The sequence below is a fragment of the Algoriphagus chordae genome (genome assembly GCF_003254055.1).
GTDB classification, from domain to species: domain Bacteria; phylum Bacteroidota; class Bacteroidia; order Cytophagales; family Cyclobacteriaceae; genus Algoriphagus; species Algoriphagus chordae.
In genome coordinates, this window is the sequence record NZ_QKZT01000001.1 from 45803 (window position 1) to 59926 (window position 14124).

At 41.3% G+C, this 14124-nt stretch carries 12 protein-coding genes; 6 read left to right on the top strand and 6 right to left on the bottom strand.

Annotation, left to right across the window (positions count from 1 at the left end; genetic code table 11):
• Nucleotides 1-9 precede the first annotated feature (9 nt).
• The 5 genes from LV85_RS00190 to panC form a co-directional block, all read right to left on the bottom strand.
• A complete protein-coding gene (locus LV85_RS00190; protein WP_111316171.1) occupies nucleotides 10-1152 on the bottom strand; it encodes an acyl-CoA dehydrogenase in 1143 nt (380 codons plus the stop codon).
• A 97-nt stretch (nucleotides 1153-1249) separates the two neighbouring features.
• Nucleotides 1250-1942, bottom strand: a complete 693-nt coding sequence (locus tag LV85_RS00195; protein WP_211318351.1) for a zinc metallopeptidase — start codon at nucleotides 1940-1942, stop codon at nucleotides 1250-1252.
• 31 nt (nucleotides 1943-1973) lie between these two features.
• Nucleotides 1974-2978, bottom strand: a complete 1005-nt coding sequence (locus LV85_RS00200) for a lysylphosphatidylglycerol synthase transmembrane domain-containing protein (protein ID WP_111316172.1) — start codon at nucleotides 2976-2978, stop codon at nucleotides 1974-1976.
• The gene (panD, locus tag LV85_RS00205) at nucleotides 2978-3325 is read right to left on the bottom strand and encodes an aspartate 1-decarboxylase (protein ID WP_111316173.1); all 348 of its coding nucleotides are present in this window, start codon (nucleotides 3323-3325) and stop codon (nucleotides 2978-2980) included. Before panD ends, LV85_RS00200 begins: the two co-directional genes overlap by 1 nt.
• Nucleotides 3326-3346: 21 nt before the next feature.
• Entirely contained in the window at nucleotides 3347-4195 is an 849-nt protein-coding gene (gene panC / locus LV85_RS00210) for a pantoate--beta-alanine ligase (protein ID WP_111316174.1), read from the bottom strand.
• A 129-nt stretch (nucleotides 4196-4324) separates the two neighbouring features.
• Here panC and LV85_RS00215 point away from each other — a divergent pair, with 129 nt between their 5' ends.
• The 5 genes from LV85_RS00215 to LV85_RS00235 all read left to right on the top strand — a co-directional run bounded on the left by LV85_RS00215 (nucleotide 4325) and on the right by LV85_RS00235 (nucleotide 10345).
• Complete coding sequence (locus LV85_RS00215; protein WP_111316175.1) at nucleotides 4325-5143, top strand: glycogen/starch synthase; 819 nt, start codon at nucleotides 4325-4327, stop codon at nucleotides 5141-5143.
• A complete protein-coding gene (locus tag LV85_RS00220) occupies nucleotides 5064-6464 on the top strand; it encodes a DUF4270 family protein (protein WP_158531111.1) in 1401 nt (466 codons plus the stop codon). The genes LV85_RS00215 and LV85_RS00220 overlap by 80 nt, the downstream gene beginning before the upstream one ends.
• Before the next feature lie 122 nt (nucleotides 6465-6586).
• The gene (gene glmS / locus LV85_RS00225) at nucleotides 6587-8428 is read left to right on the top strand and encodes a glutamine--fructose-6-phosphate transaminase (isomerizing) (RefSeq protein ID WP_111316177.1); all 1842 of its coding nucleotides are present in this window, start codon (nucleotides 6587-6589) and stop codon (nucleotides 8426-8428) included.
• Between the two features lie 228 nt (nucleotides 8429-8656).
• Nucleotides 8657-9736 (top strand): peptide chain release factor 1, encoded by a 1080-nt coding sequence (gene prfA / locus LV85_RS00230; protein WP_111316178.1) that lies wholly within the window; start codon nucleotides 8657-8659, stop codon nucleotides 9734-9736.
• A gap of 84 nt (nucleotides 9737-9820) precedes the next feature.
• Nucleotides 9821-10345 (top strand): GNAT family N-acetyltransferase, encoded by a 525-nt coding sequence (locus LV85_RS00235; RefSeq protein ID WP_111316179.1) that lies wholly within the window; start codon nucleotides 9821-9823, stop codon nucleotides 10343-10345.
• Nucleotides 10346-10364: 19 nt separating this feature from the next.
• On the opposite strand, the gene LV85_RS00240 is transcribed toward LV85_RS00235, so the two are convergent.
• The gene (locus LV85_RS00240; protein ID WP_158531112.1) at nucleotides 10365-13175 is read right to left on the bottom strand and encodes a YCF48-related protein; all 2811 of its coding nucleotides are present in this window, start codon (nucleotides 13173-13175) and stop codon (nucleotides 10365-10367) included.
• 152 nt (nucleotides 13176-13327) lie between these two features.
• Between LV85_RS00240 and LV85_RS00245 the strand changes: the two genes are divergently transcribed.
• Nucleotides 13328-13981, top strand: coding sequence for a Tll0287-like domain-containing protein (locus tag LV85_RS00245; RefSeq protein ID WP_245942067.1), 654 nt, complete (start codon nucleotides 13328-13330; stop codon nucleotides 13979-13981).
• Nucleotides 13982-14124 lie beyond the last annotated feature (143 nt).

Below are 14124 nucleotides of genomic sequence, written 5' to 3' on the forward strand. Positions count from 1 at the left end.
ATGAAATAGTTAGGACCTGAGAATTCCTCTGGATATGACTATTTTCTGAATTTCGGATGTTCCTTCATATATCTGGGTAATCTTTGCGTCCCGCATCAGTCGCTCTACATGATATTCTCTAACATAGCCGTAGCCACCATGAATCTGTACTGCCTCGATACTCACATCCATTGCGACTTGAGAAGCATATAGTTTTGCCATAGCAGATGCATGTGAATAATCTACTCCCTGATCCTTGAGCCAAGCGGCTTTGTACACCAATAGTCTCGCTGCCTCAATAGAAGTTGCCATATCAGCCAACTTGAATTGGATTGCTTGATGCTGAGAGATGGCTTTGCCAAAAGTCTTTCGTTCTTTGGAATAAGCTAGGGCGAGTTCATAGGCTCCAGCGGCTATACCGAGTGCCTGAGCAGCAATCCCTATTCTTCCTCCATTCAAGGTTTCCATGGCATATTTGAAACCGAATCCCTCCTCGCCTATCCTATTCTCAACGGGTACTTTCACATCCGTAAACATCAGCGAAGTGGTGTCAGATGCTCTGATTCCTAGCTTATCTTCTTTGTGACCAGGAGTGAATCCCTCCAAACCTTTTTCCACGATAAAAACTGATATTCCTTTATGACCCTTACTGTTGTCAGTTTGGGCGAATACTAGGTAAGAATCTGCTTTCGAACCGTTGGTAATCCAATTTTTGGTGCCGTTTAGGACATAATGATCACCTTCAAGATAGGCTTCGGTTTTTTGCGAAGTGGCATCCGAACCAGCTTCTGGCTCCGACAAGGCAAATGCACCGAGTTTCTTTCCAGATGCAAGTGGTTTAAGGTATTTCTCTTTTTGGGCTTCTGAAGCGTATTTTTCCATTCCCCAACATACCAGAGAGTTGTTTACCGACATGGCTACCGAAGCAGAGGCGTCGATTTTTGACAATTCTTCCATGGCGATGACGTAGGAAACGGAGTCCATTCCACCTCCATCGTATTTGGGGTCTATCATCATTCCCATGAAGCCTAGTTCTCCCATTTTTTTGATTTCCTCAGCGGGAAATCTTGACTCAATATCTCGTTGGATTACACCTGGAAGTAGCTCGTTTTTTGCAAAATCTCTCGCCGCTTCTTGTACTGCCAAATGCTCCTCTGTAAGTTCAAAATGCATAATATTCTCTTTGGGTTTAGCTATCTGCTAGGAATATATGGCAAAAAAAGAAGAGGGACAACGCTTGCCCCTCTTCCAATATTTTATTTGATCTGTATCAATCCCGATTGCCAAAAAAGATGAAAATGTAATAGGCTAAGGTTGCCATGGAGGCTAAAGCTGCCACAACATAAGTCATTGCTGCCCACTTCAGTGAATCTTTGGACATGGCATATTCGTCAGGTGTCACGATATTTCTAGTCTTGATCCAAGCAAGAGCACGGTTACTGGCATCAAACTCTACCGGCAAGGTAACGATGGTAAATAGCGTCATCACACTATAGGCTCCTACGACGATATATCCTACCCACTCATAAGGAAGTCCTAAAGCAAAGCTTCCAAAAAACGAAGCGATCAAGACTATGTTTAGGATTTTACCAGCACTATTTTGAAGTGGCACAAGGGTAGATCTTAAATTAAGCCAAGCGTAGGAAGTGGCATGCTGTACAGCGTGACCACACTCATGCGATGCAACTGCTGCTGCAGCAGCATTTCTACCATAGAAAACATCTGGACTAAGGTTGACTGTTTTGTTGGCAGGATTGTAATGGTCTGTCAATTGTCCTTCCACCGAAAGCACTTGTACGTCTGTGATGTTATTGTCAGCAAGCATAAGCTTGGCTATTTCCGCTCCCGAAAGGTTAGCTTTTAGCGCTACCTGAGAGTATTGCTTGAATTTACTCTTGAGCTTTCGGCTCACTAGAAATCCAGCAAGTCCAAATACGACTACGATTAAAATAAGGAGTATCATAAGTTATGTTGTTTGCAGGGTTGAATACGTGTTAAGCTTCCTCGGGTTTTGTCCAAGAGGGTAATTTCATCATAATTAGCCAGCTTACAAGACCAGCGACTAATACAAGTATTACCTGAGTCCCATGGATAATTGCTGCGAAAATTTTCCCATCTACCTCCGAGATACCCAATTGTATCAAAATGAAGGCCACGAGTGCATGGAAGGTCCCAATACCTCCCTGCACAGGAGCTATCATGCCAATACTACCCATTACCATGACTAAGAGCACCTCGCCTGAAGACAAATTGGCAGTGCTGGGTATCCCAAAGGCAATGGTGTACATCGTCAAAAAATAGATAAGCCAAAGCATAGCTGAGCTGATCCAGAAACCTGCAGGATTGGATAAGGTGCCAATTCGTTTTAGCCCTGATATGATTTCTCTGAAAAAATGCTGGGCTTTATTAATTAACCCATGATCACGAAACCTTCTAAATATGTACCAAATCAACAGTACAAAAACTGCTAATGCTCCAATTACCAGGGGAAGGTTTGATAGTACAGCTTGTCCCAAGGATTGTAGATCGACTAATTGGCTAGCGAGATTTAGGAATAAGTCCCTTTCTATAAAAAAAGCTAGCGTAATCGTAAAGACTAGAAACAATAAATCCACACTACGCTCTACGATCACTGTCCCAAATAGATAGCCTAATGAGATCCCATTGGTACGGGTAAGTACTCCGCATCGCGCCAGCTCTCCAGCTCGTGGAAGCAACATATTGACTAGGTTGCCAACCATTACTGCATGATAGGCCCGTGGCACAGATACCTGCTTTCCCTCATCTGTTTGGATCAGCAGAGTCCAACGCCAACTTCTCAGTAGATATCCGAGCATAGAGATCGACAGTGATAAAATAATCCAAGCCCAATTACTTGATTTGATTTGCTCAATCAGTGACTCTAGCGCAATGTCCTTATACAAAAACCAAAAAATCCAGACTGCAATTCCTAAAGAAATTACGATCTGGATAAATTGCTTCATGTATTTATTACTCATCAGATGAGTTTATTTTGCTCATCGGGAAAGACCAAAACAGGCTTGAATTTTTTGGCTTCTTCTAATTCCATTCCAGCATATGAAATAATGATGACAATATCTCCTACTTGCACTTTTCTAGCAGCTGGACCATTCATACATATCTCTCCTGAGCCTCTTTCACCTGTAATCACGTATGTCTCTAGTCGCTCGCCATTATTGACATTGACAATTTGGACTTTCTCATTTTCGATAAGATTCGCAGCGTCCATCAAGTCTTCGTCGATGGTGATAGAGCCTACATAGTGCAATTCCGCCTGGGTAATCTTCACCCGGTGAATCTTAGATTTCAGTACCTGAATTTGCATTGGTTTAATTTTGCGGCAAAATTAAGGAATTATTGGCAGGTTGTCGATTAATCTAATATTTCCTAGATAAGCAGCGACACATATGGATGACTTCTGGGTAGGGTCAAAATCTGAATAACTCGTAAAGCTTTCAGGATGAATCAGTTCGAAGTATTCTAAACTAGCCAAGGGTGTTTCCTCAAAATCGCGTTTGATTTGATTCTGCACCTCAAACCATGGGCTATTAGCTAAAAGTTCCTGCTTAGCCTTGGACAAACTATAAATCAAAATCAGAGCTTGGCTTCTTTCCTCTGCAGAAAGCCGCAGATTTCTAGAAGACATCGCCAGTCCGTCTTCTTCCCGTCTAGTTGGCACGATTACCAGTTGTACGTCCATTGAAAGGTCTTTGACTAAGCGATCAATAATCGCCGTTTGTTGAAGATCTTTCTGTCCAAAGAAAGCTTTATTAGGTTTGATAATATGGAACAGCTTCGCTACGACTATTCCTACTCCATTAAAATGTCCAGGACGAAATTCCCCTTCTAAGCAATTCTCCAACTCACCAAAATTGATGCTTAATTTAGGTTTTTCAGGGTAAACAGTTTCTGTTTTAGGAATGAAAACAAAGTCTACTAGTTCACCTTTAAGCTTAGCTAAATCCTCTACTAAGGTATTAGGATAGTTATCAAAATCTTCCTGCTTATTGAACTGTGTGGGGTTGACAAAGATAGAAACGATCACTACATCAGATTCTTCCTTAGCTTTTCTTATGAGGTCAAGATGCCCCTCGTGAAGCGCTCCCATCGTAGGTACTAAACCAATGGATTTGTCACTTTTAAGAGATTCAAGCCAGTATTGGTGCCAATCGGCTCCAGTATAAACTACTTGCACTGGTAAAGGGTTTAGAATGGGTAAATAGGGGCAAATGTATATTATTAATCAACAAAACAAGGCTTTTATCGCTTTTTTTATTATCTTTGCGCAGTTGTTTTTTCACCTCAACATTAAAATCCAATAAGCATGTCCAAATTACGTATCCTCTACGTTGCCAGTGAAATCAACCCTTTTCTCGAAACATCAGCAGTCGCCAACTTCCTAAGATCACTTCCTCAAGCTATGCAAGAGCGTGGAATGGAGATTAGAATCTTGGTACCTAGATTTGGACTGATCAACGAGCGAAAGAATAGACTTCATGAGGTGGTTAGATTATCAGGAATTAATATAGCAGTAGGAGAAGAAGAGAAACCATTGGTAATTAAAGTGGCTTCCATACCAAACGCGAAGCTGCAAGTTTACTTCATTGATAATGAAGATTATTTCCAGCGCAAGCATGTATTCCATGATAAGCAGCAGAAATTCTACGAAGACAATGACGAGCGTGCGATTTTCTTCTGTAAAGGAGTAATCGAAACTGTCAAGAAACTAGGCTGGGCGCCGGACATCGTGCATTGCAACGACTGGATGACAAGCTTAATCCCAATGTATTTGAAGACCACTTACAAGAGCGAGCCTTTATTTAAAGACACGAAGTCTGTATTTGCGATCTACAACAACGGATTTTCTCATACCTTTGGCGATGATTTGTTAAACAAGGTTAAGATGGTAGATATAGATGACGCTATTTTAGCACCTTTGAAAAGCAAAGATTTTACAGGATTTATCAAGTTAGGCATGGAGTACGCCGATTTGGTAGTCAAAGGCGGTGAAGTTTCCGCAGAATTAAACCAACTAATCGAGGATTTCTCAAAAGACAAGAAGTTTGACATCAGCATTGAAGCAGAATCAGAAGCACAGGCTCACGAAGAGCTATTCGGCATTTACAACGATCTCGCCGGTTAAATTGGCCTTTGGGGCCATCTTGTCCCTATTTATCATCAGTTCTTGTAGTGACCCTGCCAGAGTAGGTATTGAGCTTGCTCCCGGAAACAACCAAATCGGTGTGGTTTTCGAGGAGTTTGAGCTTCCTGCTGAGGTAGTATTACTCGACTCATTTAAGACGACTAATCAAGCAATTTTGATTGCAGGAGAAGAAGTGGATCCGTTCTTCGGTAAGACTTCTGCTACTGGCTATTCCAGATTGTTTATCAGCTCGGCAACAGCAAGACCAACTTCTGATGCAATGTTAGACTCTGTTCATTTCAGTCTTAACATTGCAAATGTGGATGGGACGGATTTAGATGAGCCAAAGTATTTCGCTATTCATAAGTTGGCAGAGCCAATCTTGGATACGACGTATTACAACTTTGATAAGCTAGAATATGAGGCCAGCCCATTCTCTTCTGGAGAATTAGTATTTGGAGAAGAGACCGATACACTTGCCACTTTCCAAGTAGACGAAAAGTTTGCTGAGGAGATTTTCAGCAAGATGCAATTTGGCCTTGAGTTCAACGATTTATTCACCTTTAGAGATTATTTCCCAGGCATTGCTGTGAAAGCAAGAGAAGGAGATAATTCATCCATTGGAATTGCAATAGGTAGTTCTACGGGTTTGAAAGTGTATTATCATTATGAAGGGGATACTTTATCTACTTTGTACAATATCTCCACAGCCTCTTCTAGAAGTTTTAATGGTATTAAAAATGATAGGGCTGGAACGCCAACTGCGGTAGTGACAGAACCCAAAACAGCATATGATGTTGGTCCAACAGTAGGTATGAAGGCTGGATTGGGAATGGTCATCAAACTAGACACGAGTCCCTTTGATGCCTTTTTGGATACACTTGTAGGAATTACTTTCAATCAAGTAGCCCTAGAAATCGGAGAGCTGGAACCGCAGGATGAAACCCAACATGTCCCGGCCAATATTGCAATGTATTTCACGGATTCAAATAATGAAGTGTTAACAACCTCCACAGGAATACCATTGAGTGTACAAACTGACGGTTATCCACAGGTATACACAGATGAAAATGGAGATGAAGTTCCAAATACAAATTCTCCAGCTGCATTAATTTACGATTCGGAATCAAGGGAATATAGCCAACTTATTACCTCCTACGTCAATGCAATTTTCAGGGGACAGTTAACCAGAAAAGACTGGCTACTTTATGGAGGATTTCTATCAAATGATGGCAGTGATGCTTTCAAAAAATCTACGCGCCAATTTGTAGTAAATAAAAATAACGTGAAAGTGAAAGTGATTTACTCCAAATCCAAGTAACACAATCGATTTCGACTAAGATCAGCTAATCCACTTTCTAATTTTTAGGAAGTGGATTATTTTTTTTGGCATGAAAGCTGTTTCTTTGCCGAAGTTTAATTTAACATTAAGAATTTTTCAGTATGTGTGGAATCGTAGCTTATGTAGGGAAGCAAGAAGCCTTACCTATAATTATCAAAGGACTTAGAAGATTAGAATATCGAGGGTATGATAGTGCTGGTGTTGCATTATTGGACAAAAAAGGCCTCAGTATTTACAAAAAGAAGGGAAAAGTCTCCGAATTGGAAAAGCACCTTGGATCGAATACTGATCTAAGCTCTTCTATCGGAATTGGTCATACCCGCTGGGCAACTCACGGCGAGCCTAATGACACCAATGCCCACCCGCATTACTCTTCGTCCGAAAAAATTGCAATGATCCACAACGGAATCATTGAAAACTACGAGGTACTCAAGCAGGATCTGCTTAAGAAAGGCTACACTTTTCAATCGGATACAGATACCGAAGTCTTCATTAAGTTTATAGAAGATATTCAGCTCAATAATCATTGTAGCCTAGAGGAAGCTCTAAGACTTGCCCTTCACAAAGTAGTAGGAGCTTATGCGATCGTATTAATCAATAAAGAAGAACCTGATACGCTAATTGCCGCGAGAAAAGGATCTCCACTAGTCATTGGTGTAGGAGAGGATGAATACTTCCTTGCTTCTGATGCCACCCCAATTATAGAATATACCAACAAGGTCGTTTATTTGGATGATTTCGAAATCGCTGTAATCCGCAACAATCGTCTTCAAATAAAAACCATTGAAAACGTAGAGACCAATCCATATATCAATCAACTCGAAATGGAGTTGGAAGCCATCGAAAAAGGAGGCTATGAGCATTTCATGTTGAAAGAAATCTATGAGCAGCCAAAATCAATTGCAGATTGCTTGAGAGGTCGATTAGACGCCAAGTCAGGACGCTTAGTTCTTGGCGGCCTACGAGATTATATGAATAAATTTCAAAATGCTGAGCGAATCATTATCACTGCTTGTGGTACTTCTTGGCATGCTGGACTAGTAGCAGAATATCTTTTCGAAGAATTTGCACGCGTACCCGTAGAAGTGGAATACGCCTCCGAATTCAGGTATAGAAATCCAGTTGTAAGAGAAAAAGACTTTATTATTGCTATTTCTCAATCTGGGGAGACGGCGGATACTTTGGCTGCTATTGAGCTGGCCAAATCTAAAGGCGCTACTATTTTTGGAGTGTGTAACGTAGTTGGATCTTCCATTCCGAGAACTACTCATGCAGGATCCTATACACATGCAGGCCCAGAGATCGGGGTAGCATCTACGAAGGCGTTCACAGCTCAAATTTCGGTTCTTGCTATGATGGCGCTGAAGCTGGGATATCAGCGAGGCACTTTGCCAGAAAGTAGATATATACAGTTGCTACATGAGCTTGAAGCAATTCCAGGAAAAGTAGAACAGGCATTGAAAACAAATGAGGCGATTAAGTACATCGCTGAGGAATACAAGGATGTAAGAAATGCTCTCTACTTGGGTAGAGGATACAATTTCCCAGTTGCACTTGAAGGCGCATTGAAGCTGAAAGAAATTTCTTATATCCATGCTGAGGGATATCCAGCGGCGGAGATGAAGCATGGCCCTATTGCTTTGATAGATGAGGAAATGCCTGTATTCTTCATTGCTACCAAGGATAGCTCTTATGAAAAAGTAGTGAGTAATATTCAGGAAGTAAAGGCTAGAAAAGGAAAAGTAATCGCAGTGGTCACAGAAGGAGACACTCAAGTGAAGGCCATAGCCGATCACGTGATTGAGATCCCTGAAACCCATGAAGCTTTTGCCCCACTAGTAGCAGTGGTTCCGCTACAACTCCTCTCTTACCATATCGCAGTCATGAGAGGCTGTAACGTAGATCAGCCAAGGAATTTGGCGAAATCGGTAACGGTAGAATAAATAGTAAAGGCTGTCTGAAAAAGGCAGCCTTTTTACTTGCGCTTGTCTCTCGTATATATTCTGACTCCCATTCCAGCTTAAATACATTTAAAGCGCCCCTCTTTTTTCAGTCATGCAGACTAAGGGGAAACTATTACGATTTAGGACTGGATATTCAGTTTTATTAGTTGCACTGTATATTCAGCCTCCGGATAAATTTGCATACTTTTGCGCAGCGATTAAAATACTATGCTGGACAAATTACAATCAATCAAAGAACGTTTTGAAGAAGTAGGTCAACTCATCATTATGCCTGAGTCTATGGCCGATATGAGCAAATACACCAAGCTTACGAAGGAATACAAAGAGTTAGAAAAAATTGTAGCAGTATATGATGAATACAGCTTAGTCTTGCAAAATATTGTCAGTTCCAAGGAAGTTCTCGATAAGGAAAAAGATCCAGATTTCAGGGAAATGGCCAAGGCCGAACTGGACGAACTAAGACCTAGGAAAGAGGAGCTTGAAGAGGAGCTCAAGCAGTTGCTGATACCGAAGGACCCTAATGATTCCAAAGATTGTATCTTGGAAATCAGAGGTGGAGCTGGTGGTGATGAAGCATCTATTTTTGCTGGAGACCTATTCCGTATGTATGAGCGCTTCTGCGAAAGACAGAATTTGAAGCTAACCGTGTTGGATTTGACCTTTGGATCAGCTGGAGGATATAAGGAAATCATTGCCACTATTTCTGGAGGAGAAGATGTGTATGGCAGAATGAAGTACGAGTCAGGTGTTCATCGTGTACAGCGAGTGCCTACCACAGAATCTCAAGGCAGAGTTCATACCTCCGCTGCCTCTGTGGCAGTTTTGCCAGAAATGGATGATGTAGAAGTAAACATCGATATGAATGATGTGCGAAAAGACACCTATTGTTCTTCAGGTCCTGGTGGACAATCTGTGAACACTACCTACTCAGCGGTACGATTGACACATGAGCCTTCTGGATTGATTGTGACTTGTCAGGATGAAAAGTCTCAAATCAAGAACTTTGAAAAAGCGCTGAAAGTATTGAGATCAAGACTGTACGAGATAGAACTAGCAAAACACAACGACGCTGTAGGAGCTCAACGCAAGTCGATGGTGGGATCTGGGGATAGATCGGACAAAATTAGAACCTACAATTACCCACAGTCGAGAGTAACGGACCATAGAATCAATAAAACTGTGTACAATCTCCCCGAGGTAATGGATGGACACATTGAGGATTTTATATCCGCATTACGATTTGCAGAAAACCTTGACCGTATGAATAACAGCGGATTAGAAGAATAGGCTGGGCATTTGCATAAAATATAGTAGAATTTTATTGATTCTGCGATTAGCCTATTATCTTGAAGAATTAACCATCAGACTTTTATGATTATTACTGGAGAAAGAGAAATTCGATTAGTGACCTGGAATGAGGCTCATTTTCATCAGCTCTATCCTTTGGCCAATAATCCCAAGATCGCAATGAATCTTAAGGATAGCTTTCCGCAGCCTTATACTATTCATGATGCACGCTATTGGATAGAACACAATCAAAAATTCAATCCTCCACAAAATTTTGCTGTGGAATTTGAAGGTAAATTGGCAGGCTCTGTTGGCTCTGAAAGAGGAAAGGATGAACTCCGCACCAACATGGAATTGGGATTTTGGATTGGCGAGCCATTTTGGGGCAAGGGTATAGCTACGGAAGCGGTAAAATTATACAGTAAGTATATTTTTGAGAAATTTGATATTGAGCGAATCTTTGCCCAAGTCTATGATTTCAACGGACAATCCATGAATGTCCTAGAGAAAGCTGGCTATTTCCCTGAGGCTATTTTGAAAAAAGCTTTTGTGAAAAACACCACCGTGGGAGATATCTTCCAATATGTGAATATCCGTGGAGAGCAGTAAAAAGCAACTTTAATTCTCATTAATTGACCATCACTTTTCTTACCAAAACATTGGACTCAGTATAGACTTGGATTAGATTCATGCCTCTTGGTAACTGTTCCAACTTGATCTCTTTGGTATCAGCACTCAAGTCAATCGTCTGGATCACTTGCCCAAAAGCATTGATTACTTGCAGACTTTTATAATTTCCGGCTCCTAGATGAAGGTTTACGGTGCCTGAAGATGGATTTGGAAATAAACTAACGCTTAAATCTTCCTTTTCTGGCAAGGCAGTGATTACGTTGACGTTTACGTCCAGCACTCTGGCTTCACCATCATTGCAGTCGTTTTCGGGCGTAACGATTAGCTGGAAATCCCCTTCTTTTTCCCAAAGCACAGTAATTTTTTCTGTGCCCTGCCCCTGTAGTATTCTTCCGCCTTGATTTGAAATTGTCCATTTTAAGTTCACCTGATCTTGTGCAGGTACCTCATAGCTTGTTTCCCAAAGCCCTGTTTGAGTTTCTCCTGTTATTTCTCCAGGCTGTGCTGGAGGTATATTCACTGCAATTGGCAGAAGTACTGGACTTGCTTTTCCGCAAGCATTTTCTTGAATTACCCGCAATTCCTGCGCTCCAGCAGTATTCCATTTCACGCTTATAGCAGCAGAACCTTGACCTTGCAGTATTTCACCTCCACTTGCTTCCCAGGTGTAGCTAATTCCATCTAACTTAGGCAGAGAATAATTTGTTGTTTCATTCAAGCACACTGCTCCATTTCCTGCTATTTGTACCTCTGCAGATGGAATCGCTGTAACTATAACTTCCAAAGAGGAGGTATTTCCATTGCCGCAGAAATTCTCCATACTCACAAAAACACCATTTCTTCCTGGGGTTTTCCAAAGCACCTCAACCTCATGAGTACCCTGCCCTGAAATAATTTCACCACCATCCACACGCCATACTAATTGCGCTCCAGGAAAATTAGGGTCTTCAATTGAATAGATGTTAGTTGTAAGGCAGACTTGGTTCTCGCCAGAAATCTCACTTACCTCGATAGGAGGAATGCATTCATATCTCAAAATTGTTCCATCATCTCCGACCGCGAATGCTACTGTAGGTGTACCTACACTTATGCCGGTGATATTTCGAGTCGTTCCACTCGGAATTTGTACCCAGGATTCTCCCCCATCTTTGGTCTGAAGAATAAGCCCATTATCGCCAGAAATAAATCCTAAGTATTCATCCCAAAAATCCACAGAATTGAAATTGTCAGAGAAGGGAACATTGATCTTCTTCCATGTTTTGGCCATATCCACTGACTTGAGGATTACTCCTGCATCTCCTACGATCACGGCAGTATTGGAGTCTAGTTTCGATAAGGCATTCAGATCTTCATCCGTCAGTTTTGGAAGGTTTTCCCAGACACTTCCTCCATTCGTCCAGCTGATCTGCCCATTATCTCCCATTGCAAAACCCACTTGATAATCAAAATAAGCGAGGTCTCTTAGGTTTTCACTCGTATTGGTCTCAATACCCGCCGCATCCCAAGTGCCTCCAGAGTCAAATGATCGGGCAATATATCCGTTCGTTCCAGTGATATAGAGAACAGATGGAGCAAATAGGTAAAAGCCGGTAATTGCTTCGGAGGTCTGCGCAGGAACTGGAACCCAAGTCGTTCCTCCGTTTGATGTTCGAAACATTTTCCCTGAATAGGAACCCAGATAGCCAAAAGATGTATTCCAATAATCCATTCCCAGAATATCTACTTCTTCTGGAACAGGCCTATACACTAGGCTGCTGGCGCCATTGCTTGTAATATAATTTGCGCCTTTTTCACCAGAAATATGCCCTGCACGATCTGTTTTGAAATCTGTTCCACTGAAATCATTTCGAATTCCTGCCAGCCGCTGACTATAACTACTTCCGGCATTGGTAGAAGAAATAAGGTAACCATCCTGACCTACAGCAAACACCAAATTACTGCCTGGCTTGAAGGCCAAAGCTCGTAGGTTTCTACTATTTGTAGCTCCCAAATTTGCTTTGCCAAAAGAAGCAGCAGAATTAGTAGATCGTAGGGCAGTGGCCATATTTCCCACTATACTTACTATTCGAATGTCCACTGGACTAATGGCTACCTTTTGCAAGTCAGTGAGTACTGGAGAATTCTGTATAAGCCAAGTTTCACCACCATCCAGCGTTTTTATTATAGTTCCTCCCGCTCCTACAGCATAGCCAATTTCTGCGGTGGAAAAAGCTATTCCATTAAGATTTGTGGATAAACCTGCGTTCAAGGAGGTCCATTGATTCCCTCCATTATAGGTTCTCATAATCAAGCCTTGGTTTCCTGCCACATAAGCGGTGTCAGCATTCAAAAAAGTGATCTCATTCAAGCTTCGGCTTGTTCCAGAATTCAGCTTTGTCCAAGTCTCTCCTTGATTTGTAGAAAGCAAAATTTCTCCTCCATCCGATGTAGCCAGTATTTTATCTTTAGAAGAAATAGCTACGCTGGTCAAAGTATGGAGTGTTCCGGATGGTACTTGAGTCCAGCTAGCACCAGCATTTGTGGTTTTGAGGATTAGTCCATTTTCTCCTACCGCAATGCCTGCCTTATCGTCCCAAAAGCGAATATCCAGCAATTTCCCTTCAAAACTCACCTCAAGCTCTTCCCAACTGATTCCTCCATCTGAGCTGCGAATTATAAGGTTTTCGCCCACTGCGAATCCCAAATCTTCATCCAGCCAAGTGATTGATTCAAAGTCTAAGCCCCAGCTTTGCATCCTAGTCCAGGTTTGGGAGAAAAGCTGAGTGCTAAGCATCATCCCGAATAAAAATAGACCTAGTGTTTTTCGCATGAGCATAATTGAGATAAGCAAAAATAAGTTATTTCATCGCTTCTCAAAGGAGAAGCATGCAGGACCGCTGAATGAATTGCTTAGAATCGAAGAATCAACAGAGAATCTAAGCAATGATTTGTAGTTTTATATATTCCTTAATTCATAACCTCATGAAGCAACTAGTATCTTTTCTCATCCCAGCTTTACTATTGATGGCTTGTGGCTCCCGAGAGCGTATTTCAAAAGATGTTTTTGATCAGGTGAATAAATCTATGGAAGCAAAGAAACTTTCTGATGCTCAAATCATTCAGGAAGCAATGATCTGGGGAGATTCGATCAGCACCGAAGCACAGCAGCTACTTATGCAAAATCTTCACACAAAGGTGAACGAAAATGGCTATGCAGAGGCCTTAGAATTTTGTAATATCAATGCTGTACCTATTATAGAAGAGCTAGCAAATACATACGGAATATCAATTCGTAGAACTTCTACACGTGCTAGAAATCAAGCTAATTTACCTACCGCAGACGAAGTTCCGCTGCTGGAAGCATATCAATATAATGTGGAAAACAATATAAAAAATGAATCAAATATACAGGCTATAGCAGAGGGAGATGTATTACTGTATACTAAAGCGATTGTCATTTCCTCAGAATTTTGTTTGGCTTGCCATGGAGTTCCAACAAAGGATCTAGAAGTTGACGTTTTAAGTAAAATAGATTCTCTTTATCCGGAAGATTCAGCGAGAGATTTTGGTCTTGGAGATTTGCGAGGAATCTGGTCTTTGGAAATTCCAAAAAAAGCAGTGGTGAATAGACTATAGCAATCGATTGAAATGAGTAAAAACATCAATTTTTGCTAATTTATTTCCCAGCCTTCTTTTGATATAATCAAACAATTATCCATTTATTCTAAAAATAATACAAATGTGTGCGGTTATGATTATAGGTTTGTCCATGATACGTC

Coding starts and splice junctions, on each gene's coding strand:
- LV85_RS00190 (WP_111316171.1), bottom strand. CDS start 1,152: ATGCATTTTGAACTTACAGAGGAGCATTTGGCAGTACAAGAAGCGGCG.
- LV85_RS00195 (WP_211318351.1), bottom strand. CDS start 1,942: ATGATACTCCTTATTTTAATCGTAGTCGTATTTGGACTTGCTGGATTT.
- LV85_RS00200 (WP_111316172.1), bottom strand. CDS start 2,978: ATGAGTAATAAATACATGAAGCAATTTATCCAGATCGTAATTTCTTTA.
- panD (WP_111316173.1), bottom strand. CDS start 3,325: ATGCAAATTCAGGTACTGAAATCTAAGATTCACCGGGTGAAGATTACC.
- LV85_RS00215 (WP_111316175.1), top strand. CDS start 4,325: ATGTCCAAATTACGTATCCTCTACGTTGCCAGTGAAATCAACCCTTTT.
- glmS (WP_111316177.1), top strand. CDS start 6,587: ATGTGTGGAATCGTAGCTTATGTAGGGAAGCAAGAAGCCTTACCTATA.
- prfA (WP_111316178.1), top strand. CDS start 8,657: ATGCTGGACAAATTACAATCAATCAAAGAACGTTTTGAAGAAGTAGGT.
- LV85_RS00235 (WP_111316179.1), top strand. CDS start 9,821: ATGATTATTACTGGAGAAAGAGAAATTCGATTAGTGACCTGGAATGAG.
- LV85_RS00240 (WP_158531112.1), bottom strand. CDS start 13,175: ATGCGAAAAACACTAGGTCTATTTTTATTCGGGATGATGCTTAGCACT.
- LV85_RS00245 (WP_245942067.1), top strand. CDS start 13,328: ATGAAGCAACTAGTATCTTTTCTCATCCCAGCTTTACTATTGATGGCT.